This window comes from Pseudalkalibacillus salsuginis, from assembly GCF_021646685.1.
Classification (GTDB): domain Bacteria; phylum Bacillota; class Bacilli; order Bacillales; family Fictibacillaceae; genus Pseudalkalibacillus; species Pseudalkalibacillus salsuginis.
On the sequence record NZ_JAKJHW010000002.1, the window covers coordinates 588,338 to 610,685 of the forward strand.

The following is a 22,348-nucleotide window of genomic DNA, read 5'->3' on the forward strand; positions in this document are numbered from 1 at the left end:
TTTAAGGGTTAGTTGTATTGTGTAAAAAAAAACCAACTCTTGAAATAAGTTGGTTCTCATCATTCATCAGATTTACGTTGTTGAAACCGTGCTACTTTTTTTCTGTTTCCGCATATCTTCATTGAACACCACTTGCGTCTTCCGCTTTCATCAATAAATAAAAGTACACAATCCGGATTGGAGCATCGTTTGAGGTAAGACAGCTTTTTTGTTTCAATTAAAGTTAATACATCAAAGGCAATCAACGATAAAAGGGCATCTTCTGCCTCACCAACAGGAATGGGAATCAATTTTTTATTCATTAATTTATAAGTGAATGGTCCTTTTTCGACAGTTTTTTCTAAATAGGCAATAAACTGATCTGGAAATGACTGTTCATCTGTTATTAATTCAAAATAATCTCTTAAAACAGTCCGCATTTCTAGAATACATAATAATACTTGTCCAATCCTTTCATTGACCTTTAAGAATAGCTGATCATCCCAATAAGAGTTTTCCTTTTTTATTATATGGAGCCAGTCCATAAAATCTTCTTCCGAAAGCAATAAATCCTGACGTTGACCACGTCTTACTATTTCCGTGTTCACTAAATCAAGAGAAAGATGACCTGAAATGAGTGGAAATTTGTTTGTTTCAGTCATTAAGTTTACCTCCCAATTTCCCTATATAATCTAACCAATAAAATAATCGTTGAAAGGTTACATATTTATTATACCTTATTTTAGATTCACATCATCCAGCAGCCTTAACAGCTGTGCTTTGTTCAAAAGGCCCCTCCCTATGACACGAGCTATTTTAAAAAAATTTTCTTTCTAATTGTAATAAATAATCCACTTTTAGGAAACCAAATTTAATATTTAGTCCCTCTTATACAAAATTTCAATGTATTTTATCACTTTACAAACCGTCGGTCGGTATGTAATAATGACCTTAACAATAAATCTAACGATAAAGGATGAAAAGTATTGGACCGGGAATCGAAACGAAAAAACACAAAAAAGTTACTATTGGACGCAACAAAAGCTTTAGTACAAGAAAGAGGGTGTAACAATATGACCCTGAACGACATTATCAAACGTACTGGACTTTCCAAAGGGGGGATATACCATTACGTAAAAAGCAAGGATGAATTATTGGCTTTTGTTTTACAGGAGAGGATGGAAGAAATCAATGATCGTTTTTTTGCCGAAGTAAACCAAGGAAAAAAAGAGTTTGAAGGACCTTTGAAAGAAATCGTTAAAAAATTGCCATCACTGCAAGACCCCCATGATCCGACAAATCGAATCTTACTTTATTTGTTAGCGAAGAACGATCAGCCTGCTGTCAGTGAAATAATCAATAAATTTTACGATCAGGCCGTCCAATTGTCCAAAAAGTGGATTACAGCCGGTCAGCATGCTGGGGTCATCCCCTTATCGGTTAATGCAGATAAGACAGCTGAGTTATTCATATTGATCTCCTACGGGTTCCGTGTGCGCAGTTCCCTCTCCAATGATGATCACGCATTCAGTACAGACGATTTTTCAATACTTATGGCGGACTTACTGCAACCAAAACAAAAATAAAAGAAAGGGTGCGAACCCATTGAGCGTTTTGTTGTTTTTGCACATTTTTGGAGCAGTTATTTTTCTTGGGAATATTGTCACGGCAGCATTTTGGAAAGTTAGAGCTGACCTAAAAAGGGATCCTAAGTTTATTCATGACACTGTGAAAAACGTTATGATGGCTGATTTCATCTTTACACTGCCGGGATTAATACTAATCATTGGTTCCGGCATTCTAATGGCTGTTCAATCAGGCTATTCGATGGATACTTTCAATTGGCTTACTTTGTCATTATTCCTGTTTGTATTATCCGGTATCTTCTGGTTAGCGATACTTATACCCATACAGCGAGGTATGATCCGTCACAGTGCTCGATCAATAGGCGACGGCATCATTTCGAATGAGTATCGGAAAGCATCTCGTTATTGGGCAATTTTTGGAATTGCAGCTACTTTATTACCTGTGGTCATTTTGTATCTTATGGTTACAAAAGCATTTTAATTAACAGGAGGGGATGAATCAAATGGCTCCGTTTATTGTTCTAATTTTTACATTTCTGATGTTTAGTGTAATTGGTTATTTTGAATTGCCATTGAATGAATGGCAGACATCATTGCGCCTCGCTATTGCTCTTATGTTAATATTTACAGCAATGGCTCATTGGGGAAAGAGACGTCCAGCTCTTATTAAAATGGTACCTCCGTCGTTGCCATATCCCAATTTCATCGTAACTATTACGGGAATATTTGAGATTATCGGTGCTATAGGTCTACTGATACCGGTCACTTCTAGAATCGCTTCGATATGTTTGGCCATTTTACTAATTGTTATGTTTCCAGCTAATATTCGTGCTGCAAAGTTAAGTGTCAAGATTGGTGAAAGACCAGCAACGTCCCTATTACCAAGAACAATCCTGCAATTTATATTTGTTACTGCCGTAATTTTAGCCGGATAGTGAATTAGAAGTATATTTCAAATATATGGTCAAAAATATATAGTGTCGGATGACTAATTTCTTTAATGCTCTTCAACGATCTGAAAAAGACTCCTTCTTAATCAAGAAATGCGCCCATTTCTGGAATAACACGTGTTTTGTTTTATTCCTTAAACCCTAGCCTTTGTTCTAGTTCATGTTTTTGACGTAAGGGATGACGAAAATGTATGCTGACGAGATCGTACCACTCTCGTGCGTTCAGCCAGCCAAAGCCTCCCCCTATAAATTAAATACATGTGATTTCTACACGTAATGCGCACACTTAGTTGTCTATAGATATGGATTTATTAACTTCCTCACTCTGTACACGAGATCTTCTTTGATACTGCAGGACGGTAAGACCTAACGAGATCCCCCAAACTAAGAACAATGAATACCAAATGTAACCCCAAATTATAGGGTGTATATTTGAATCTTGATAAGTAAATTGTGGGGAAGATATCACACGACCAATTTCTATAAAAAACCTTAGATAAAAAAAACCGAGACCCCAAAATGTCAACACGATTGATGAAATCCACCCGAGTATGAGTAGCATTATACGGGGAATTCTTCGCCCCCATGGTTGTATAAAAGAAAGTGCAAAGAGTGATGCAAGAACCGCTAAGAAACCCATTGTCCAAAATCCAATAGCTATAGACCAAATGTTTTCGTCGAATGATTTAAAGTCGCCTGGGAAAGCTACAGATATTCCCATCCCCCACCAAAGATGTGGTGCGGCGTATAAGAGTGCCGAAATACATGCCACATAACCCCAAGTAGTTGATTTCGTATTTACTTGTTGTGCCATCTTCTTTTGAAACATCAATAGATCCACTCCTTATGTACCAATTTATTCCACATTACCATAACTGAGAAAGAATTAACCTCTTTTTCAATTAAATGGCCCTTTAACGGAACAACTCTATTTTCCATCAACAGTTCTTAAGTCCGCCCTTATATTCAGATATTCTTTCCCTCATTAAAAAACGCCCCTTTAGATAACCATATCCAAAGGGGAAATCGTTGTATCTTTTTTATAAATATTGTGACTTTATTTAAAATCTACCGCTGCCTTTTAGTTAGTTTAATACTTTTGCTTCATTACGAATCGCTTTGATGATCGCTGATTCGATCCCATTGTAGAAACCGGAACAAAAGGATTATTATATTTTTCACAATATTTCTTTGTTATCGCACTTCCCCGATGACTCGGCTACAACAGCAAGGTTCTACCAGCATACCTTGAACTATTTAGCAGCAGCGTAGTGCAGCAGTACGTTGCCAGAAGCAAAGCTCTTGGCTTTGAGGAACGTAAGCTCGTTTTGATTAACCTCTTTAAAAAGTGGCTTTCCTCCGCTAGCGATGACTGGTGTCATAATGAACACATACTCGTCTATTTGGCCGGCATTAGTAAGTTGCTGCACGACGGTGCCGCTGCCCATGATGAGAATGTCAGATCCATCTTCTTCCTTTAGCTTCTTCACAACTTCAGTGATATCGCCACTATAAAATTCAGTGTTCTCCCAGTCGGACTTCCTCATCGTTTCCGAGAAGACAATTTTTCTCATGTCGGTCAGCTCTTGCGCCAACGCCTGCATTTCTTTAGGGGCGTTCGGGTCGCGCAGAACGGGCGGCCATGAAGCCTCGAACAACTCAAAAGTAGCCTTGCCTACTATGAGCGTATCCGCTTTCACCATCTCGTGAGTCGTTTTATCGACGTCATTGTCTGGGACGAACCAGTCCATACCTCCAGTCATTTCGTTGAAACTGGCAAAATAACCATCAATAGAAACTCGATTAATCATTTTGACTTTACGCATCGTAATGCTCCTTCCTTTTTGTTTTACATTCTCATTATAATTGGAAAGAGTGATATGAAATTGTACAAAGCCGTCGTTTTTTCTATAAATACGATGACCCGGCCTCATCGCTATGGAATTCACTTACCTTATTCGTAATGCTTTTCGGCGTAACCCAGGAAAACGCTTTGATGTCGCGGATAAAATGCGATTGATCGTAAAAGTTAAGCGCGTAAGCAATATCCGAAAATCGTTCGTACTGCCCCGTATTCATCATCCTCAGTGCCTCATTCACCCGCTTTACTCGGATGTACAACTGGGGTGGCATGCCAACGACTCGGGCAAAACGCTTCTGGAATTGACGCTCTGAAATATGAAATGCCGACAATAAATCTTTCACTGTAATAGTTGAAATGTGCAAACGAATAAAACCCAGCGCCTGTTCGATGAGTTCATCTCTTTTATTCGTTTTCTCCAGCTTTGTGATAAGGAATTCGCCGAGCATAGTAATTCGCTCGGCATTTGTTTTAGTGGCTAAAAGCTGCTTCTCAAGCTCTTTTGCGCCAAATTGGTCGGGCATTAGAAAACCTTGGTTGAGCGAGGATGCATCCATACCAAACAGCGTATAAAGCGCGTGAGACTTGAAGACTACTTGTATTGTCGTGTACGGCTTGTTTCTGAAGTGCATGACACTCGGTTCCGAACCTTGTCCATGCAGAAACAATATTGGAATATTCGAGATTTGTGCCGATCGGGTCGAAATACTCTCTATAGCAGCTGAAGCATCGGTAGAAAGCTGGAACACAATACCAGGAAGGCCATTCGGACAAACCTTAACATCCAGTGCTTCACTACCGGTATGCGAGGCAATCCGAAGGCACTCAATGTCGCTTCTCAATACCTTTGGTGGCGGCAAGACTGTAAAGTTTATTGTTCTCATAACCCGCCAAAACCTCCGGCTAAGGGTAGTTGCTGATTCCTATGGGACACTGGTTGATACATATTACATACCTCCAGGTGCAAGTATATAGGCTCTACTCATGATATCCTTCCATTTGAATTCGACGAAATATCGGATAAACCCTTTTGGGCTTTTGATTATTCAGCAAACCCCTAATAGCATGTCGTTGGTTTAAATCAAAGTTTAAATTCAGCAATAGCCCTCGATTATGGTGTAAAGATGAAATAATTAACCCATTGTAAAAGAAAGAAATAAAGAAAAGATAAATGCTAAAATTAAATCGTGTATAATTATTGTTTTACAATCCTAGCGGTAATAAAAAAGATAAAAAAATAGCTTAAAAGTGTTAGTTCCATATAAATCTCCTAAAAATTTTATATATATTTGGAAACTTCTTATTAAATAAATGCGCCCGACTGCTGAAGATATGCTCGCATTTAAAACCCATGGAATCATCTAAATTAGACGTTCAATGGTTTTGATGAAGTGTGTTTGAACTTTATACTTTAGCTGCCCAAATTTCTATTTCAATTTTTATCTCAGGCAAACCTAACTCAGCAATATATACAATCGTCATTGCTGGATAATCATGGCTAAATAATTGTTCCCACTTTGAATATAAGAATTCTCAATCAATTTTCTCAGTAAGTTCAACATGCTCTGTCTAATCCGTTCATCGTTTAATGGAATACTATTCCATTAAACGATTTGTTTTATTTTTTGCAAGGATCAAGTTATAGTCGTTTTTTTGCTTTCATTCTTATCGATCATATTACCGACTTCTTTCCTCCACGATTCTGATTTTTGACGTAGTAAATAGAGAAAATCCTGTAGAGCAGGGGAAAGCCATTTCTAAGTTATTCAACTATCAACCTATAGATATGATCTATGAAGATCTTCTTTCTTCTGCTGATCCAATCGCTATATTTGTTGGTTTTTTTGTTATGGCGGCTTTCTTTTTTTACATTACAAAAAAGAAATAGATAATAGTCTTTGTTGATGTACACACTCTTACTAATCGTCTGTACCATTCGCCTTTGTATCTTCCAAAAACGGGGTATTACCTCCTAATTTCACATCTATTTGATACATATTGGGGGGCTTTGCCTGTATGCCGGGATTACAAGAAAAGCAAAGCAACACCAGCTACCAAAAAAGTAATCGTTGTTGCAATCGTGTATTTTTGTTGAGTTTTATTCATTTTATGATACAAATAAACAAACATCTCCTTCACCTCCTTTCTTTTAGTCCAAATCACTGTCCTCAAAGATAAATAATTCTTCAATACTTACATGAAATTGACGAGCTATTTTAGTGGCGAGCTTTAAGGATGGGTTATATTCTCCTTTTTCCAGAAAGCTGATTGTTTCTCTTCTTACTCCGACTTCTTTTGCAAGTTCTAGTTGAGTCATATTGTTTTTGGCTCTGTATTCCTTGATTTTCGTTTTCATTCATTCGAAGCCTCTCTTATTCTTTGTAAAAAGCCAAGACACGAATAAAGACAAAACCATCCCTAATATCCCCAAAATTAAGGTGTCGTCTTTATCCAAGTATTTTTGGAAAGCGAGTAAAGCAATCCATATATATAAGGAGAAGAAGTATGCCCTACCAGCTGAATAATATTTCACCTTTTTGGATCGTTCATCATTAGAGGGTAATCCATGTTTGAATTCAGGGAATAATTTTTTCAATATCATTGAAATATAACCAACAAAGCTAATTAAGCCGATTAACAATAAAGCTGCGGAAAAATAATCATTAGCCCCCAGTAAATTGAAAGTTTGAAGAAGCATACCTAACACAATACCTAATGAAATAACCGTTAAAACGATATATTTAACTTTCAAAGAAAGCCCTCCTAACGTTAGAAATATATAACATTACGTTATAAATATATAACATTTTAATTTTTAAGTCAATGGGCTTTCCATTTATTTTTTCCATTTCCCCGAAAGGTGGAGTGTCAGCTAAATGCGGATTTACAACGTTAAGGAAAATATAAAAAAGACTAATCTCTCGGTATTGTAAGCAAGAAACTAGGCTTTGTTTACTTCCTAAAAGTGCCCCTTTGTGGAAGATCTTTTATCTTAAATTAAAGGAAAGTGTCTCTTTTACTTTTTAAGGGCCATTTAGTTGAAGAACTTATGTTTTAATAAGAGGTTTTCGTGAAAAAAAGGCGAAGGTATGTAAGTAACTTGACTCTTGCAGATTTTGGCTAGATTCTATAGACATAAAAGATGATCTGTCCAAGATGTTCTTTTCGTATTCTTCGGACCACTTCACCAATTGTGAGGGACTTTTCTCTTTCCCAGTCCTTTCGTTGGCACTCCAGATAATTGTACGCTAAAAACTGAATACACCAGAAACGCTCAATATGGGTCATAATTGGAGAGCTAATCCCAGCCGATCGATCGGAAATGTCCAAAGTATCCTCATTGATCATGAAAAAGTCTGTTCTATGGCGTAGCAGATTCAAGACGTGATGGAGCAGCTATCTGGATTAATAGTAACCATCGATCAACACAAAATGGCTCACAATTAAGGTAATACCAAAAAAGTGAAATTTTTTTAAAGGAGGAAGAGTTATGTCCATTTTCAAGAAAGTCACTGCAACGAGTTTGGCAGCATTTATGTTCGTGAGCGGTCCGGCAGCTCTGGCCTGTTTTGACGGTTACGGTCAACAACACATCATGGAAGCCAATGAGGAGGATTTCGGCGGTGTTGCCAAGATTGAAGGCAGTAAAAACTTTCAGCACTTACGAGAGTCAGCGGCCGTGCCTTTGAAAGAATTGAAAGGTGAACATGTCAGAACAGCCGATGTGTTCGCTCATAAGGGATATGCTTATCTGGGTACACATCGCGGACAAATGACAAATGAAGGTGTACGCATATTTGATATGAAAGATCCGGAAAATCCACAAGAAATAGCCGTCATGGCCAATGACATTCCGGGAACATGGCAGGAAAAAGTTAAAGTCAAAAGTGTCAGTACTCCTTATTTTAAAGGAGATATCGCTGCAATCAGTGTTCAAAAAATGGATGAAGAACGGTATGGGTATACGGGAGATACAGTAGAATCCGGCGGTGTGGTACTCTATGATGTCACCGATCCGTATTCCCCCGAACGTCTTGGCTTCTGGAAAACACCGCCTGAGTTACCGACAGGTACACATGAATTCGCTCTCGTACAGCAAGGTAACAATGTATACATTTTGGCTACGAACTATCAGGCTCACCGCTATCAGGATCGCGGCGTCGACGTTCATGATTTCTCTATAGTAGATATTACCGATCCCACCAGCCCACAAGAAATTGCCAACTGGGATCCGACTGAAGTCGGGGACGGATTTAACGGAGACTTTCATTATGAGGATGAAGAAGGTGCTCAACGCACGGTCTTCCTGCATAGTGTTATAGTTGACCAGGCCGGAAATTACGCTTACTTGTCGTATTGGGATTTTGGGACGGTGATCCTGGACATCCGCGATCCCGAAAATCCGGAGTTCGTCGGACGAACAAAATTTGAGCGTCACGTTCAAGGTGCAGCTCATTCTGCCGCACTGGCCAAGGGAGGAAATTATCTAATTGAAACAAGAGAAGTGTTTAATCCTGACCCTATAGACCCCGAGTTTGAAAGAGGTTGGGGATATGTACGCATATATGACATCAAAAATCCAACTGAGCCCCAGTTGGTCAGCAAATTCAGAACGACCAATTCTCAGGCACAGATCAAGCGGGGTGAACGAGAACCGGGAACATTTACCGTACATGATCCGAAAGTTAGGGGCAATACTCTTTATTTGTCACATTACTCTGATGGTGTACGCATGGTAGATATTACGGATATAGGAAATCCCGTGGAAGTAGGATCTTATGTTTCTGAAGGGGCTCTCGTCTGGGGAGTGTATGTGGATAGAAACTATATTTTAGCATCAGACATGGGCCAAGGCCTGAAAGTGCTACAAAACAAAGGAAACTAAATATCAGGAGTAAAAAATCGTACGGGTAATCGACCTGTCTTCCTTGAGATGAAGGAGACAGGTGTGGCTTTGAAAGAAAGTTGTACTTTATAAAAAAGATGTACCGTTTTGAAGTTATCAAGACCTAAATCGTAAAAAGTCATAAAAAATAAGGAGTGAAACATATTAGTCATGCATAATATGTTTCACTCCTTTACTTTTTGTTCAACAATCGCGCCCTTTAACGGAAGAACGCTCTTGAACTTACATATTGAAAATATATTCCAGAAAAGCCCCCGATTGTTTAACTATGACAATGCTTTATTGGACCATATATAATTTGTAAATTTTAAATTCTGACCATTCATTTCAAATTCCTCATCATTTGATGCCGTTTGCTTAAATCCGTTTCCCTCTAATACTTTTTGGGATGCTATGTTATTGGTTGTTGTTTTTGCCTTGATATGTTTTATACCTTGCTCTATTGCTGTTTCTAATAACAATTTCAATGCTTTTTTAGCAACCCCCTTTCCAGTATGGTGTTGTCCTACTCTATAGCCTAGATAACCGAATTTTTGAGTTTCATCAATATCAATTAAATTAATCCTTCCAAGAATAGATCCATTTTCATCTTTAATTAAATAGAAATATGAAATTCCTTCAGCTTGCTCTTTAAGTAAGCTTTCATGCCTAATCCTAAAAATCCCGGGCTTATAATAATCATCACCACGAGTAGGTACCATTTTTTCAAAAAAAGCTCTGTTTTCAAGTTCAAACTTATACAAAGCTTTCGCATCTGTACCATTTAATTTTTCAATTAATATATCCATGTATAATATCCACCAATCAATTTTAATGTTTACACTAATTCTTCGCTTACAACTAAACGTCTACTTTACTTGAGGTTCTCTTACTACACAAAATGGCCCGATTGTTGAAGATCGTTTTTAGACTGATCTACAATAGCTTTATTGCAGAAAAGCCCCCTTTAACTGAAGATGACTATCTAAATTGGTTGGGATCTTTCTCTCTCACTATTGGTCCGTTATGAGAAAAACTCCATTCAATCATACGGTCGGTTATTCTGTCATATAGATCATCTTCCAGATATGGTTTTAAATGACAATAGCACTTTTAATAAAGCAGTGTACAAGAAATAAAAGCAGATATTGACAGATTATATAATTATGAAGAACAAAACAATTTGGAAAAAGTATGTACCTAAGAATGGTCAAGCAGATACGGTTGAAGGTGAGCTGCTCAGAGCAATCGAAAAACTTAGGTATGAAGCACAAAACAACGGAAATGGTAACTGGGATGAGGGCTTTGAGCGATTTTGTACTTATCTTTGGGAAACCGTTGTACTGATAAATGCTTTTGTGCTTTTTCTATTTCCTCATCACTAGCCTTTGGGCCTCTTTCTAAATAACCAGGGCCATTCAACAAGAAAGTCATAGCTCCTGAATGACCAATTGTAATTTGTTCCCATGAGTATCCATTTATCAATCTTGCTAAGCTTTGTGGAAATTCTTTCATTTATGTCACCTACTTTCACAGACCTACTTTTTATATTTAATTATTTCTTCGCATAATTTTGCTATCCCTTCTTCAACTGAACCCCATTAGAATAAGCCTTACTCCATTAAATGGCCCTATTCATTAAGAAAGAGCGCAATTCTTATTCCAGAAATTTTGACGGACGCTCTCCGATGGATTCCACCTTGGATTATGGATTTCTGCGATATTCTAAGGTTTTAGAAGGATTTTCCTTTATATAAAAGAACTTATATAATAAGCATTAGACACAGATGTTAAATACTTAAAGACTAGAACAAGAAAAGGAGTGAGAACATGAAACGTTGGTGGCTTGTCATTTTTCTCGGTGTTATCAGCTCCGCGGCACTATTAAAGTTCTTTGATCTGAAACAGCAAGCGGCTGTTGAAGGGTCGGGGACAGGATATGGTATTGGAATCTCATTTTTGCTGATTGAGATTAATGATCGGGTACCTGCCAAGGAAATCATGAATTACGCACAAGGTTTTCTAACCTTCGGACTCATTTTATTGGGAACCGCCATATTGTTAGCCGTAATTAGAGTGCGTCAGTCCAAAATAAATGACACTTCTCAGTCTTCTTAACAAAATGACAAACGGCGCAGGGGCTTTGTCTTAAAGAGGAACTTAGCGTTGTTTGCTTTACACGAGAGGCTAGCGTAGGATGTTTTTTAATTGCTGGCGCCAACCCTAATCAATCACCTTATTTCGTTTATCCTGCTTCTTTAGCTTAAGAAGAAAAAGAGATCGTCGCAGCAGATCCCCTTTTTAAAACATAAGCACCCTTTAACCGAACAAGAAAAAACTCTATATTCTCATTAAGATAATTCAACATCAACACATAAAATTGAAATTATGGTCCTGTAAATCGATGGTTTTTGTTCTCTTTTTCCTACCTTTATCAAATATAATCGTAATTAGAAATCCTAATAAAATAATTCCTAAAGAATATAAGGGAAAATTTAAACTAACTTTTCTTGTAATACTGATATCTAATATATCTAGGATGATACCAGCGATCCAGATCCTTTGTCAGCGGTTTTAGGTTCTTCTTTCGACCCAGGCGCATGCAATACGTACAACGACTCTAATTCCTCGTTCATCCTAGGATCTGATCTGTTGTTGAACAGTTTCAATACCTTTTTCAGTCGTTTCTTAGTAAATTTATGGTCCATGTATGCTCATTCATTTTTTCGAAGGTAATGATGTAGCCGGTTAGATGATAGGATAATATTTTCCCTGATTTGTTGGTTGATTTCCCCATTTTCTTCTCTATTTCAGATTTTGTTACATTTAGTTCAACTCCGATACGATAAACATGTTTTAGTTCATCTTCTGCAATCACAAATCGTTTGTTATTTTTAACGTAAACATAAGTCTGAATATCTTCATGATCATGATGTTCGTCCGGTTTTCCCCACTCTTTTTCAACATCTGTCATCGTAATTTTCCTGTCTAATCTTAAAGGTGTATTAACGATCTTCCCATTTTTTAACTCTTCGATCATTTCTTTGTTTAATGATTGATTTTCTGCCTCTTTCAAGCATGCTGTTAGGATTATCGATAACAAAATTAAAAATGTAAAAATCATACTTTTCTTCATATAACACTCCCCCTTATTTTTGAAAAACAAGCAGGAGAATTTCTCCAGCTCTAATTTTTTGCTTCACATAAAATCACCCCCAAATCGTAATTACGGTTGTAATTTTCGAAGTACCCCATACTGCTGATCATTGTTACCTTGCTGTATCGAAAGGACTTCCTTATTTTTAATCCAGTGATCAAGAGATTCTTTTCTGAATAAGATACGCTTCCCAGCTTTTACGTGTGGTATCTCTTTACGCTTTGCCATTTCTAGCACAAGCCAGTAAGATACTCCGAGGTGATCATTTATTTCAATCTTAACTCACATAATGATTTAGATGATTCGACCCAATCAAGTTTAGGTAGTTCATCAAATGAGGGGATACTTTTTGGCATTGAATTAAATATACAAAATTCACTCTCAATATTTATGTAGATTTGTCCTTTAATTCGATTTGAATTATTTTCGCTTTCAGAAAGGAGTAACTTTATCCATAAAAATTAATCCCTTCAATCTTTGCACCATTACATAAAAAATTTAGATCATTTAAAGCAGCCGTTTTCTCTTCTTTATCCATCGAGTGACCTCCACATCAAAACTAATAAAAACTCCTTATTAAAGTTTTATATCCTTATTTTACTAACCTGCCACGTTTGTTCAAAAAGAAAAAGCCGCCTAGGATGGCAGCTGGATCTTAAAGTAACGCACCCTTTAGTTGAAGAAGTTTCACGTCTGATTGTAGGTATTTAAATCCTTCCAACCCTCAAAAGTGTTTCTAAAATTATTAGATAAAACATTATCTTTGCTAAGAAGGTTTTTGCCTGTAATCCAGTAGTTATTAAGACGGTCATCATTATCTTCAAAGACTCGATAATCTTTAAAATAATCAAGGTATTTTTCAGCCAAACCTGTTCAGTGCGTGGATGTTCAGACAAGACAAATCGGCAAAAAGCAATATTCCGCTGTCTAGAATGGGAAGCTCTCCATTTCAATGGAGAGAGGATGTCACTGGGTCGTAACTGCCCAACTGCCAAGCCGGGCAATTACCCGTAATACCCGTGACCCGCTTCACCTGTGAACCTTGCGATGTACCAGTGGTTTCCGAAAGGATCCCTCACTCCCCCACTTCGTTCTCCATAAGGCATGTCTGCTGGTTCAAAAAGGGATATTGCCCCTTCATTCAAAGCTCGTTGATAACAACGGTCCGGATCACCTACAAAGACATGAAGCGTATTTTGCCTCGGTGGATATGCTTCGTTCCCATCGGACACTTCTACAACCGTATTGCCAATCCGCACTTCAGCATGTATTACAAGATCGTTCTCATTCACGGATCGATTCAAAATGTCCGCTCCAAAAACCTCACTCATAAACTGAATCATCTTGTCTGCATTTTCTACAGTAAAGTGCGGTGTTACCGTTTGATAGCCTTGCGGTGCATACCCCATATTCTCCATACTGATTATTCCTCCATTCGTTCCAAAATCTAAACTTTCGATTTCATACTAGCCTACATTCCACGTTGCGTATTGTAATTTTTTTACGCTATTCAGGTGAGACCGCATGATTGTAATGTCTGCCGGGAATCATGCGATAATGGCTGGGGCTAACTCCCGAAAAGGATTGAAAATCCTTAATAAAATGGGCCTGATCATAATATCCGCACTGCAATGCGATATCGGTCCAATTTATTTCTTCTTTATTTCCAGTGAGTTGGAGTACTTCTTGGAAGCGGATAATACGGCTTAAACGTTTGGGCGTCATACCGACTTCTGCTTTAAATAATTCGATAAATCTCCGATGACTCATACCAATATGCTGCATAAGATTTCCTACACGAACCCGATCAATATGGTTCAAGGCATACCGCACAACCGGATGGCTCTCGAAGTTCCCGGACAATAGCATCAATAACCTTCGTTCCAGGACAGGGAACATCTCTTCCGGGGTCGACAATTCCAACAATTCCTCGCGAAGCTCGGTCGCTCTGGCTCCCCATAGCATTTGCAACGAAACATGTGTATTCAATAACTCATGTAGCGGCATGGGTATAAACGGGCGAAGCCCCCCTGGCTTAAAGTGGATGCCGAGTACCTTCGACTCGCTAGATGTGTCAATGACAAAATAGTTTGAGTGCGGCCCGCAAACGACCGAACCATTCAAAACCAATTCGCGGCTTTTATGGTCATAAAGTTGTGTCGTATCTTCCAGAAGATCTATAACCACCTCTGCGGATCCGTCCGGAAAAGCCAGTTCTCTTGAATGAGCAGGATTGTACCCCTGCATATACCAAATAAAATCTACAAACTCTGAGATTGGATATTTTGGAGAATATGTGCAAACGATCATGGCGTCTGACGCGACATTATGTTCCCAAAATTGGAGGTGTAGTCGCGGCTCTCCTTTCTACCGGTAGAATTGTTCAATACATATTTTACAGGAACGAGGTATAACGCGAAAGGGAAGGATTCCATTCTGGTGTTCATTTCTTCTGACCTCTCAACTAATTTCCTTTTTATTTTATCATTTTCTTCTTCAAGTAAACTGCCCGTTACTTTAAGTACATTCCTTCACAATCTCTATTCTTAAATATCCAAATTAACAACCAAGTGTTATTCAATTATCTGGCCCGATTGTTGAAGATCTAAAGAACAATATCATATTCCATTCTTTTCGCCGTTTCTTTAGCTACTTCAGTCCCTAATAATCGCTTAACAATATGAAATGACATATCGATACCTGCTGAAATGCCTCCAGATGTCACTATTTTTCCTTCATCTACGAATTTAACTCCATGTTGTACATCGACTTCTGGAAATTCTTTTTTAAGTCTTTCAAGACTTGCCCAATGTGTTGTTGCTTTTTTACCTTTTAGTAAACCTGCTTTTGCTAATAATAAGGCCCCCGTACAAACTGAGATCATTAGTTGTACGTTTTCTTTTTCATTTTCAATCCACTTTATAACATGATCATTATGTATTTCTCGTTCCCTTGCACCTAACCCGCCAGGAATAATTAAAATATCAAATTGAGGCATATTATCAAAATTAAAGTCTGGTCGTACTTTTAAGCCATTTCGAGCACATATTAAGTTACCTTGTTCTGATATTGTGTTAACAACAAACGGCTTATCACCATTTTCTAAAGTAGTTACTGAAAACACTTCGAACGGACCTGCAAAGTCTAACACTTCTACATCTTCAAACAGAAAAATTCCTACTCTCCAATGCTTGGTATTCATTTGAATTTCCCCTTTATGTTAGTTCCGTACATTTTACAATGATATTTAGTTTTCCACAATCCCACCGTAATCTGAAGTATGTTGAAGGGCGACTGCTTATATAGCAATCGCACCCTTTAGTTGAAGAACAGTTTTTTCATTTTGTTGATTTTTGGTATCTTGATAGGCATAAATTTCTTCCCAAATCAGATACCCTACCCCTAAAATCAGTACCAATATATTAAAATATCTAGTGTATTTCTTCCTACGTAATTTAACATGTCTGAAATAAAATTCGTATCCAGGTGCACCGGTGTATTGGGCTGTCGCAACCGTAAGTTTACTGTCGTTGATGTTTATTTTCTTCGCTTTGACGGATGATCTCGTCAACGACGTGATCAATCGGTGCCGTGGCGTCGATTATAATCCCGTTTTTGGGAACGCCTTCTTTCGTTTGATACATGCGCTTACTGATTTCCCGTTCCTCTGGTCTGCCACCCCAGTCAGTTGGGTCCAGTGCCACTCGCTCATCAATCCGCCGGAGAGAGGTTTCCAGGTCGACATCAAGGACAAACACGCCGTCGAAGAGATCGATGTATTTGTGAAAATTCCGCGAACCACCGCAGAAAAATGTTACCGCCTCATCCTGATTGGCGACCAAAGCTTTTACTTTATCTACATGCCAAATATGGTGTTCGGGTTTAAAGCCATCCGTCGGGGTACCAGTTTCCGGATCGCCTTGATAAACCAATTCACGGTCACCATGAATGGCATGGTAGCCGCGCCGCTGTAATTCGTTGCAGACCGTAGTTTTGCCGGAGCCGGAAACGCCTCCAATCAGATAATTCCTAATGCCCATGATTAGACCCTCCATTCAACTAGATAAGCACACTATATTAGATATGTCTTTCTGTCGCTAAACTGCCCCAATAGTAAAAAGAGTTGTGACTCCATATTGATCTTCAACTCTTGCCTCCTTTAGCGACACATTGCTTTTATTCGAATAGCCCTCTGAAGATTAAATTCGCGGTCACTGGTTCCCGTCCAAGTTCTCTCGCCCATACAGACAACTGACCAACGTGATGTATTTCGTGAGCTATGACATGCCGCATTATTTCCCCGTGCCTGAAAGTTGCACTTTGACCCTCGGAATTGGTAACTTTAATGGTTCGTGATTCCATTTCATTCGTCCAAGACATTATAAACGGTTCAATCTCTGTGTGATATTGGTTAGATAGAGCTTTTACTTTTTCCAAGCTGGCATAATCTTCAAACGGTGGTTCTCCTGGATCTTGTTGTGTTTTCAAAAAGTGAATCCAACTTCGTTCGACCTCCACGATATGAAACAGGGTGTACAGGATACTACCGACCCCGCCAACCCGCTTCTTAAGTAATTCCTCTTCTGGTACATCTTCGCACCATGTAAACCAATCATCTCTAACCTGCCAGTTATACTGAAGTAGCGTTTTCATTTCTAAGCTCCCACCCATTCAATAGATTTTTCGACCACAATATCTGTAAAAATTCTACATCGAAATGCCAATTACCTCTTCTTTCGCTAAACTGCTCGTTACTACAATAAGTTCAATAAAAAAGCATCTTCTTGAAGAAATGCACCCGTTAGCGAAATAAAAATAATCCAGTAACGGATAATATTATTCTTTAATAAAGCCACTAAATTCTTTTGGTATTTTAGGATTAGAAACAAATAATTTTTTTCTATAATAATCAAAGTTTTTTATATTGGTAACCGTATTACTGACTTGCTCATTCATTATTTTTGGGAATTTTCCATTTTCATCTACACCGATTTGACCTGATGTCACGAATATCTCTTAATTCCTTGGAATTTTTGTAATATGTGTGTAATTGCCAACCGGTGTCGGTATGCTAGATGGGTTTTTTCTTGTGATTTTTCCGTTTTCCATTTATTTACCTCGCCATTTTAGAGATTTTTCTGCAGTTTTCCCTAGAAGATCAATTTAGACACACTTCACCCGTGTAAAGACTTCTAGAAAAAAACAGCAGTGGAGTATCCATATCCGAAAGATAAAAACTTAAAAGATTTTCCCACCAAGTAATGCTTAAAAAGCTGCGTTCCCCGTTCCTTGGTTTACATTACATTTTGTCCCAATACCAAATAGCATAAAGAGTATCCTTATTCAATCTATGACCGCTTAGTTTTAAAGTTTGAATTAGATTGCCGCGATGATGGCTTTCATGACTAATAAAATAACTGATGCTGGAAACCAGTCCTTTTTTGAACGTTTTAAAGTTATTGCCTTCTTCGGTATATTGTCGAATGAACAATGCCATTTGTTCGCCAGATGTATTCAAACATTCCTTTAACCGTTCTTTGTTCAGCTCATCGTACATGCTTAGCTTCTCGACAATGTCGGAAAGAGGGTAATGCCAATTGACAAGTTTATCGCACCTGAGGTTATGCATATGGGCAAACTGTTTAGCCGGAGTTCCACCACCTCTCTTGGATAACGTGCAGTTCATTCCTTCATCGGTAATTTTTTCCAGAAGAAAAAGGTTGATTCGATTGTTGGTGTTCCATGCTTCTACTAATTGCTCGGTCCAATTTATCTGTTCCAAAATATTCTCCTTTATCAATTAAATTTTTCAGTTCCATTTAATAACATTTTACCATGCCTAACCAATTAAAATTTCCAAAAAAATCTTTGTAATAGTTGAAATCTATCTATTACTATAATCGTTTTGCAGAAAAGAAGATTGAAAATCCTCCTTCACAATATTCTAACTCGAATAATTCTAATTGCCTGAAAAACGTTCCTCAACAATTTGGCTTTATATAGAAAGAGCGTAAATCTTATTTCAGAAATGCACCCTTTTACGGAAGATTAGAAAAGTAAGAAAAGCCGCAAAAATGGCTCATAAGTTAATTTTCAACGCTTACCCCTTCTCATTAGAGATAATTTATTTAGGCTTTTTAATATTTACATTCATTTTTCCATCACGATAGTGAGCGTACTTATCTCCCTCAGACAAATCAATGAAAAGTCCGTTTTCCGTAACCTGAATGAATTCCTTGACTTTTTTCGTTTTGTCATCAATTTTTATTGTTACCAGACTTTGCACAATTGGAGGACCTCCATCATCACTTCGGACTTCTTGAATCTCAAAATCCTTTAATTGATAGCCTTTTTGTTCTAAATAGTTAATTTTCTTTATGTATTTATCTTTAGCTTCTGATTCACTTAAGGTAGTTCCCGCATCATAGTGTTTATCAAAAATTAATAAATGATTAAAAGCCTTTTCGTAATTTTCGTTTTTAAAAGCAGTATAATATTTTTCTACCCTTTGTTTAGCATGATTTGTTGTACATCCAACAACAAGAAAGCTCAAACTAACTAATGTCACCAAAAGTAATGTTTGTTTCAAGTTATCCCTCCTGAATTTTTTGTGGAGTAATTCCTTGTTTCATATTAAATAAATCGCCTTTTTTTACTGGCCATTTGGAGTTACAACCGTGAACAGTAACTGTTTCATCAGCTGTTTCGATGGTAATACCAAGTTTATGGAGTCCATCTATACACCAATAAGAATCATCACTTTTTAGAATACCGGTTAGGGTTGAAGTTCCGCGAGCCAAAGCAGCCATAATTAATGCTCTATTTGTAAAACTCTTACTCCCTGTAATTCTAATGTCATTATTAATTTGATTGTTTTGTATAGGTGAAATTCTTACAACTTTAACAACATTTAATCTGGACCAAGGTGATCTTGCTTTTAAGTCAGGATTATTCAATATAACCCCCCTCAATATTAATAGACATGTAAAAGTTCATCTGAGTCCGATTGCGAAAGATTGCTATTAAAGGACAACTTGCTATAGGAAGCTGAACAGGGAGGAGGAGTAAATCCAAGACATCTCACAAGTTGATAAACCTCTGTCAAATCTTATTAGCTTAGTCATTACTAATTTTAACATATATATCCATCTGTATTGAGAATGAGTACTTCACAATCTTACCCTTAACAAAAAGAAAGAGCACAATTTGTGCTTCAGAATTGCCCCCTTTAACGGGGCAAAGGACGTAATCCAATATTCTTGAATTGCGCCCTTTAATGAAATAACCATATTCCTGAAGCAATGCTCATTAACTCGTTCAGTGATTCTCTGGCTTGTTATTAAAAACTAATTGCCGGGCAGTTGGATGCCGCGCCAGCCGCTTACATCACATTGGCCATATTCATTATCACCCACAGCAACCACTGTGCCATCCGTTTTAAGCCCGACGGTATGGGCACAACCCGCCGCTATCGCCACAATATCGCGCCAATCACTTACATTACATTGGCCATACTCATTCCAACCCACAGCCGCCACAGTACCGTCTGATTTAAGGCCGATGGTATGATTACTACCCACCGCTATCGCCACAATACCGCGCCAGCCGCTTACATCGCATTGGTCATGTTTATTCCAACCCACAGCCGTCACCGTGCCGTCCGATTTAAGACCGATGGTATGAAGATAACCCGCAGCGACCGCCACAATATCGCACCAGCCGCTTACATTGCATTGGCTATACCGATTATTACCCAAAGCCGTCACCGTGCCGTCCAATTTAAGACCGATGGTATGCCAGTCACCCGCCGCGACCGCCACAATATCATGCCAGCCGCTTACATTGCATTCACCCTCATTATTTCGGCCCACTGCTACCACCGTGCCATCCGATTTAAGCCCAATGGTACGACGCCAACCCGCCGCAACCGCTACAATATCGCGCCAGTCGTTTACATCGCATTGGTGATGCTTATTCCAACCCACAGCCGCCATAGTACTGTCAGATTTAAGACCGATTGTATGAGCATTACCCGTGTTCGTCGCCATATGAACATTACCAGCCGCGATCGCCACAATATTGCGCCAGCCACTTACATCACATTGGCCATATTTATTATCACCCACGGCCGTCACCGTTCCGTCAGATTTAAGCCCAACGGTATGACGACGACCCGCCGCTATGGTATCTTTAGGCAACCGTTTCACCTTTAACACCGCTTCTTTCGGTGAAATATAATCCATGTTTTACCTCCTTGTATATAAGCAACCCTGCAGTTAGCTGCCAAGTATATGTAACTTTACGGTTGCTAAATATGACCAGGTCTTGTTCTTATTCAATTAAACTGGCCTATAGTTACACATTAAGCAAAAGAGGCGTTGTCCTTCTTAGATCAACGCCCCCTTTAACAGAACAAAGGACGTAATCCAATATTCTTGAATTGCGCCCTATAGTGGAATATACAAATTATTCTCGCTCCTTTGGCCAAGAGCCTTGTTGTTTGCGAATTAATACAATTTGCCCTATATGGTATACGTTGTGCAAAATTTGACGAGCCAGAACCCCAACATGTTCCTCTTCCAGCTGACTGTCATTAACTTGTGCTAGTGATTTGCGCAAATTTTCACAAATTAGGCGTGTTTCTGCCAAGACTGCCTTCCATTTTTCAGAATCTGCTGGGTCCCCGATATCTCCAAATGTATTCTCTGCCAAGACTGCCTTCCATTTAGAATCTGCTGGTTCCCCGATATCTCCAAATGTAGCCTTGTTATTAGATGCCTTTTTTCTAGGCGTTGTGTCATTGATTTGTCTAACAAGTAGGGCGTTGTAATAATTTAGATGGTTCACAGTTTGCCAAATTGTATTCCCTCCTCCAGGAGGTTGCCAGCTTGCATCTGTGGAATTTAAACCCTCAAGAGCAGATTCTAAAGGTAAAAACCAGGTCTCAGTATCCCAACTAAAGTCAAATTCCATGCGAAAAATATCCATCAGTTCTAGGTTCATTTGCTTTCTCCCCTCACCTTAAGTTATTAAGATTAAAATATTGGGAATAGCTAAAACATTATCACAGGGGCCGGTCGGTTTCTCAAAACAAGATAACGTACTTCTATCACTCCTTTATTTTTATTTTTTTGATTGGTTTAATAATACCTGAAAAACCCAGTCAGTGAAGATGTTATTCTACAATCTGGCCCTTCTGTGGATTAAATATTGGAACCTCTTATTCCAGAATCCTGCCCGTTTATTGAATAAAGGAAAAGCCGGAGATTGTCTGGCTAGAACTTCGACTATTGCGACCGATTATTGCAAAAAAGAGTTGCTAATTTTAAATTCAAGGTTTAACTCGTACTAACATTATTCAACAAAGTTTATGTAATTGTCTCTACTCCATCTAATTGCAATTTGTTTAAACCTTTCGTCACGATAAGAATACCATTGCTCCTCAATATCAAGCTCTACAATTCTATCCTTTTCTTCGATTATATCTTTAAGATTTACTTGAATGTTCATGATATAGATCACCTTCCATTTTTTCTAGCGGCAAGATTGGCAGCTGTATCCAACTAAGGTCATCCTTTTTGTTTCATATCGTGCTCAGCTTCTATTTCCTCACTTAACTCTGAGAATTGCTTCTTAAAAGATTTTACCACCTTTGTTGTTTTACTGAATACATATTTTTTCACCTCATCATACGGAATCCATATCTCTCGATTCTGAATCTGCCCATACAAAGACGAAATAACAACAGCTCTCTGATCAGGAGGTAACTTCCTAATTGTGCGTCTTTCCTTCATTTTATTGTGGTAGATCTTATAAAGCTCTGTTGCGATCCAATCCTTTTGGCTGTTTTTCAACTGTGAAAATCGTTTGTTCGTTTGAAGAATCTTTCCATTCACTTTGATATGATTTTTCATTAAGAACCGCCCTTTT

General features: G+C 38.3%; 27 protein-coding genes and 2 pseudogenes. 5 read left to right on the plus strand and 24 right to left on the minus strand.

Translation table 11 applies throughout. The features are described from left to right. Nucleotides 1–59: 59 nt before the first annotated feature. Nucleotides 60–641, minus strand: coding sequence for a CGNR zinc finger domain-containing protein (locus tag L1611_RS07945; RefSeq protein WP_236312545.1), 582 nt, complete (start codon nt 639–641; stop codon nt 60–62). A gap of 366 nt (nt 642–1,007) precedes the next feature. Between L1611_RS07945 and L1611_RS07950 the strand changes: the two genes are divergently transcribed. The 3 genes from L1611_RS07950 to L1611_RS07960 are packed head-to-tail and all read left to right on the plus strand — an operon-like array spanning nt 1,008 to nt 2,500. Further along, nucleotides 1,008–1,565 (plus strand): TetR/AcrR family transcriptional regulator, encoded by a 558-nt coding sequence (locus tag L1611_RS07950; RefSeq protein WP_265738411.1) that lies wholly within the window; start codon nt 1,008–1,010, stop codon nt 1,563–1,565. Between the two features lie 19 nt (nt 1,566–1,584). Further along, nucleotides 1,585–2,046 (plus strand): DUF2269 family protein, encoded by a 462-nt coding sequence (locus L1611_RS07955; protein ID WP_236312547.1) that lies wholly within the window; start codon nt 1,585–1,587, stop codon nt 2,044–2,046. A gap of 22 nt (nt 2,047–2,068) precedes the next feature. Beyond that, complete coding sequence (locus tag L1611_RS07960) at nt 2,069–2,500, plus strand: DoxX family protein (RefSeq protein ID WP_236312548.1); 432 nt, start codon at nt 2,069–2,071, stop codon at nt 2,498–2,500. A gap of 301 nt (nt 2,501–2,801) precedes the next feature. Here the strand turns inward: L1611_RS07960 and L1611_RS07970 are convergent, their stop codons facing one another. The 6 genes and pseudogenes from L1611_RS07970 to L1611_RS07995 form a co-directional block, all read right to left on the minus strand. After that, nucleotides 2,802–3,344 carry a DUF3995 domain-containing protein gene (locus tag L1611_RS07970; RefSeq protein WP_236312549.1) on the minus strand — a complete coding sequence of 181 codons (543 nt, stop codon included), beginning with the start codon at nt 3,342–3,344 and terminating at the stop codon, nt 2,802–2,804. Between the two features lie 424 nt (nt 3,345–3,768). Beyond that, nucleotides 3,769–4,341 carry a dihydrofolate reductase family protein gene (locus L1611_RS07975; RefSeq protein ID WP_236312550.1) on the minus strand — a complete coding sequence of 191 codons (573 nt, stop codon included), beginning with the start codon at nt 4,339–4,341 and terminating at the stop codon, nt 3,769–3,771. A gap of 82 nt (nt 4,342–4,423) precedes the next feature. Continuing rightward, on the minus strand, nt 4,424–5,260 hold the full coding sequence (locus L1611_RS07980) for a helix-turn-helix domain-containing protein (protein ID WP_236312551.1): 837 nt from the start codon (nt 5,258–5,260) through the stop codon (nt 4,424–4,426). Nucleotides 5,261–5,780: 520 nt separating this feature from the next. Continuing rightward, nucleotides 5,781–5,927, minus strand: a pseudogene (locus tag L1611_RS07985) (RidA family protein); the annotation flags it as partial. A 598-nt stretch (nt 5,928–6,525) separates the two neighbouring features. Continuing rightward, on the minus strand, nt 6,526–6,732 hold the full coding sequence (locus tag L1611_RS07990) for a helix-turn-helix transcriptional regulator (RefSeq protein ID WP_236312552.1): 207 nt from the start codon (nt 6,730–6,732) through the stop codon (nt 6,526–6,528). After that, nucleotides 6,733–7,128 (minus strand): hypothetical protein, encoded by a 396-nt coding sequence (locus L1611_RS07995; RefSeq protein ID WP_236312553.1) that lies wholly within the window; start codon nt 7,126–7,128, stop codon nt 6,733–6,735. 738 nt (nt 7,129–7,866) lie between these two features. Here L1611_RS07995 and L1611_RS08000 point away from each other — a divergent pair. Continuing rightward, a complete protein-coding gene (locus tag L1611_RS08000) occupies nt 7,867–9,261 on the plus strand; it encodes an LVIVD repeat-containing protein (RefSeq protein ID WP_236312554.1) in 1,395 nt (464 codons plus the stop codon). 287 nt (nt 9,262–9,548) lie between these two features. Here the strand turns inward: L1611_RS08000 and L1611_RS08005 are convergent, their stop codons facing one another. Both L1611_RS08005 and L1611_RS08010 read right to left on the minus strand, forming a co-directional pair. Beyond that, entirely contained in the window at nt 9,549–10,070 is a 522-nt protein-coding gene (locus tag L1611_RS08005; RefSeq protein WP_236312555.1) for a GNAT family N-acetyltransferase, read from the minus strand. Nucleotides 10,071–10,518: 448 nt separating this feature from the next. Beyond that, nucleotides 10,519–10,776, minus strand: coding sequence for a hypothetical protein (locus L1611_RS08010; protein ID WP_236312556.1), 258 nt, complete (start codon nt 10,774–10,776; stop codon nt 10,519–10,521). Between the two features lie 315 nt (nt 10,777–11,091). On the opposite strand from L1611_RS08010, the gene L1611_RS08015 reads away from it, so the two are divergent. Further along, entirely contained in the window at nt 11,092–11,379 is a 288-nt protein-coding gene (locus tag L1611_RS08015) for a hypothetical protein (RefSeq protein WP_236312557.1), read from the plus strand. 559 nt (nt 11,380–11,938) lie between these two features. On the opposite strand, the gene L1611_RS08020 is transcribed toward L1611_RS08015, so the two are convergent. The 15 genes and pseudogenes from L1611_RS08020 to L1611_RS08085 all read right to left on the minus strand — a co-directional run bounded on the left by L1611_RS08020 (nt 11,939) and on the right by L1611_RS08085 (nt 22,332). Continuing rightward, nucleotides 11,939–12,397 (minus strand): DUF4309 domain-containing protein, encoded by a 459-nt coding sequence (locus L1611_RS08020; RefSeq protein WP_236312558.1) that lies wholly within the window; start codon nt 12,395–12,397, stop codon nt 11,939–11,941. Between the two features lie 90 nt (nt 12,398–12,487). Next, nucleotides 12,488–12,694, minus strand: coding sequence for a helix-turn-helix domain-containing protein (locus tag L1611_RS20650; RefSeq protein WP_322972537.1), 207 nt, complete (start codon nt 12,692–12,694; stop codon nt 12,488–12,490). A gap of 728 nt (nt 12,695–13,422) precedes the next feature. After that, the gene (locus L1611_RS08025; protein ID WP_236312559.1) at nt 13,423–13,836 is read right to left on the minus strand and encodes a VOC family protein; all 414 of its coding nucleotides are present in this window, start codon (nt 13,834–13,836) and stop codon (nt 13,423–13,425) included. Nucleotides 13,837–13,924: 88 nt separating this feature from the next. Continuing rightward, a complete protein-coding gene (locus tag L1611_RS08030; protein WP_236312560.1) occupies nt 13,925–14,728 on the minus strand; it encodes a helix-turn-helix domain-containing protein in 804 nt (267 codons plus the stop codon). A 295-nt stretch (nt 14,729–15,023) separates the two neighbouring features. Then, nucleotides 15,024–15,620 (minus strand): DJ-1/PfpI family protein, encoded by a 597-nt coding sequence (locus tag L1611_RS08035; RefSeq protein WP_236312561.1) that lies wholly within the window; start codon nt 15,618–15,620, stop codon nt 15,024–15,026. Between the two features lie 319 nt (nt 15,621–15,939). Beyond that, nucleotides 15,940–16,458: an AAA family ATPase gene (locus L1611_RS08040; RefSeq protein ID WP_046516231.1), complete on the minus strand. Its 519-nt coding sequence runs from the start codon at nt 16,456–16,458 to the stop codon at nt 15,940–15,942. A gap of 136 nt (nt 16,459–16,594) precedes the next feature. Then, entirely contained in the window at nt 16,595–17,071 is a 477-nt protein-coding gene (locus L1611_RS08045; RefSeq protein WP_236312562.1) for a DinB family protein, read from the minus strand. A 267-nt stretch (nt 17,072–17,338) separates the two neighbouring features. Next, nucleotides 17,339–17,527 (minus strand): annotated as a pseudogene (locus tag L1611_RS08050) (RidA family protein); the annotation flags it as partial. A 190-nt stretch (nt 17,528–17,717) separates the two neighbouring features. Next, a complete protein-coding gene (locus L1611_RS08055; protein WP_236312563.1) occupies nt 17,718–18,200 on the minus strand; it encodes a DinB family protein in 483 nt (160 codons plus the stop codon). 342 nt (nt 18,201–18,542) lie between these two features. Further along, nucleotides 18,543–19,007, minus strand: a complete 465-nt coding sequence (locus tag L1611_RS08060; RefSeq protein WP_236312564.1) for a hypothetical protein — start codon at nt 19,005–19,007, stop codon at nt 18,543–18,545. A 1-nt stretch (nt 19,008) separates the two neighbouring features. Then, nucleotides 19,009–19,374: a 3-phosphoshikimate 1-carboxyvinyltransferase gene (locus tag L1611_RS08065; protein WP_236312565.1), complete on the minus strand. Its 366-nt coding sequence runs from the start codon at nt 19,372–19,374 to the stop codon at nt 19,009–19,011. Between the two features lie 390 nt (nt 19,375–19,764). Further along, nucleotides 19,765–20,661 (minus strand): RCC1 domain-containing protein, encoded by an 897-nt coding sequence (locus L1611_RS08070; RefSeq protein ID WP_236312566.1) that lies wholly within the window; start codon nt 20,659–20,661, stop codon nt 19,765–19,767. 223 nt (nt 20,662–20,884) lie between these two features. Further along, nucleotides 20,885–21,421, minus strand: a complete 537-nt coding sequence (locus tag L1611_RS08075) for a DinB family protein (protein ID WP_236312567.1) — start codon at nt 21,419–21,421, stop codon at nt 20,885–20,887. 351 nt (nt 21,422–21,772) lie between these two features. Then, nucleotides 21,773–21,928 (minus strand): hypothetical protein, encoded by a 156-nt coding sequence (locus L1611_RS08080; RefSeq protein ID WP_236312568.1) that lies wholly within the window; start codon nt 21,926–21,928, stop codon nt 21,773–21,775. Nucleotides 21,929–21,987: 59 nt separating this feature from the next. After that, nucleotides 21,988–22,332, minus strand: coding sequence for a hypothetical protein (locus L1611_RS08085; RefSeq protein WP_236312569.1), 345 nt, complete (start codon nt 22,330–22,332; stop codon nt 21,988–21,990). Between the last annotated feature and the right edge of the window lie 16 nt (nt 22,333–22,348).

Excerpts from the sequence above, each read along its gene's own strand:
- L1611_RS07945 (WP_236312545.1), bottom strand. The coding sequence starts at position 641 with ATGACTGAAACAAACAAATTTCCACTCATTTCAGGTCATCTTTCTCTT.
- L1611_RS07960 (WP_236312548.1), top strand. The coding sequence starts at position 2,069 with ATGGCTCCGTTTATTGTTCTAATTTTTACATTTCTGATGTTTAGTGTA.
- L1611_RS07970 (WP_236312549.1), bottom strand. The coding sequence starts at position 3,344 with ATGTTTCAAAAGAAGATGGCACAACAAGTAAATACGAAATCAACTACT.
- L1611_RS07975 (WP_236312550.1), bottom strand. The coding sequence starts at position 4,341 with ATGCGTAAAGTCAAAATGATTAATCGAGTTTCTATTGATGGTTATTTT.
- L1611_RS07980 (WP_236312551.1), bottom strand. The coding sequence starts at position 5,260 with ATGAGAACAATAAACTTTACAGTCTTGCCGCCACCAAAGGTATTGAGA.
- L1611_RS07990 (WP_236312552.1), bottom strand. The coding sequence starts at position 6,732 with ATGAAAACGAAAATCAAGGAATACAGAGCCAAAAACAATATGACTCAA.
- L1611_RS08000 (WP_236312554.1), top strand. The coding sequence starts at position 7,867 with ATGTCCATTTTCAAGAAAGTCACTGCAACGAGTTTGGCAGCATTTATG.
- L1611_RS08005 (WP_236312555.1), bottom strand. The coding sequence starts at position 10,070 with ATGGATATATTAATTGAAAAATTAAATGGTACAGATGCGAAAGCTTTG.
- L1611_RS08010 (WP_236312556.1), bottom strand. The coding sequence starts at position 10,776 with ATGAAAGAATTTCCACAAAGCTTAGCAAGATTGATAAATGGATACTCA.
- L1611_RS08015 (WP_236312557.1), top strand. The coding sequence starts at position 11,092 with ATGAAACGTTGGTGGCTTGTCATTTTTCTCGGTGTTATCAGCTCCGCG.
- L1611_RS08020 (WP_236312558.1), bottom strand. The coding sequence starts at position 12,397 with ATGAAGAAAAGTATGATTTTTACATTTTTAATTTTGTTATCGATAATC.
- L1611_RS08025 (WP_236312559.1), bottom strand. The coding sequence starts at position 13,836 with ATGGAGAATATGGGGTATGCACCGCAAGGCTATCAAACGGTAACACCG.
- L1611_RS08030 (WP_236312560.1), bottom strand. The coding sequence starts at position 14,728 with ATGATCGTTTGCACATATTCTCCAAAATATCCAATCTCAGAGTTTGTA.
- L1611_RS08035 (WP_236312561.1), bottom strand. The coding sequence starts at position 15,620 with ATGAATACCAAGCATTGGAGAGTAGGAATTTTTCTGTTTGAAGATGTA.
- L1611_RS08040 (WP_046516231.1), bottom strand. The coding sequence starts at position 16,458 with ATGGGCATTAGGAATTATCTGATTGGAGGCGTTTCCGGCTCCGGCAAA.
- L1611_RS08045 (WP_236312562.1), bottom strand. The coding sequence starts at position 17,071 with ATGAAAACGCTACTTCAGTATAACTGGCAGGTTAGAGATGATTGGTTT.
- L1611_RS08070 (WP_236312566.1), bottom strand. The coding sequence starts at position 20,661 with ATGGATTATATTTCACCGAAAGAAGCGGTGTTAAAGGTGAAACGGTTG.
- L1611_RS08075 (WP_236312567.1), bottom strand. The coding sequence starts at position 21,421 with ATGAACCTAGAACTGATGGATATTTTTCGCATGGAATTTGACTTTAGT.
- L1611_RS08080 (WP_236312568.1), bottom strand. The coding sequence starts at position 21,928 with ATGAACATTCAAGTAAATCTTAAAGATATAATCGAAGAAAAGGATAGA.
- L1611_RS08085 (WP_236312569.1), bottom strand. The coding sequence starts at position 22,332 with ATGAAAAATCATATCAAAGTGAATGGAAAGATTCTTCAAACGAACAAA.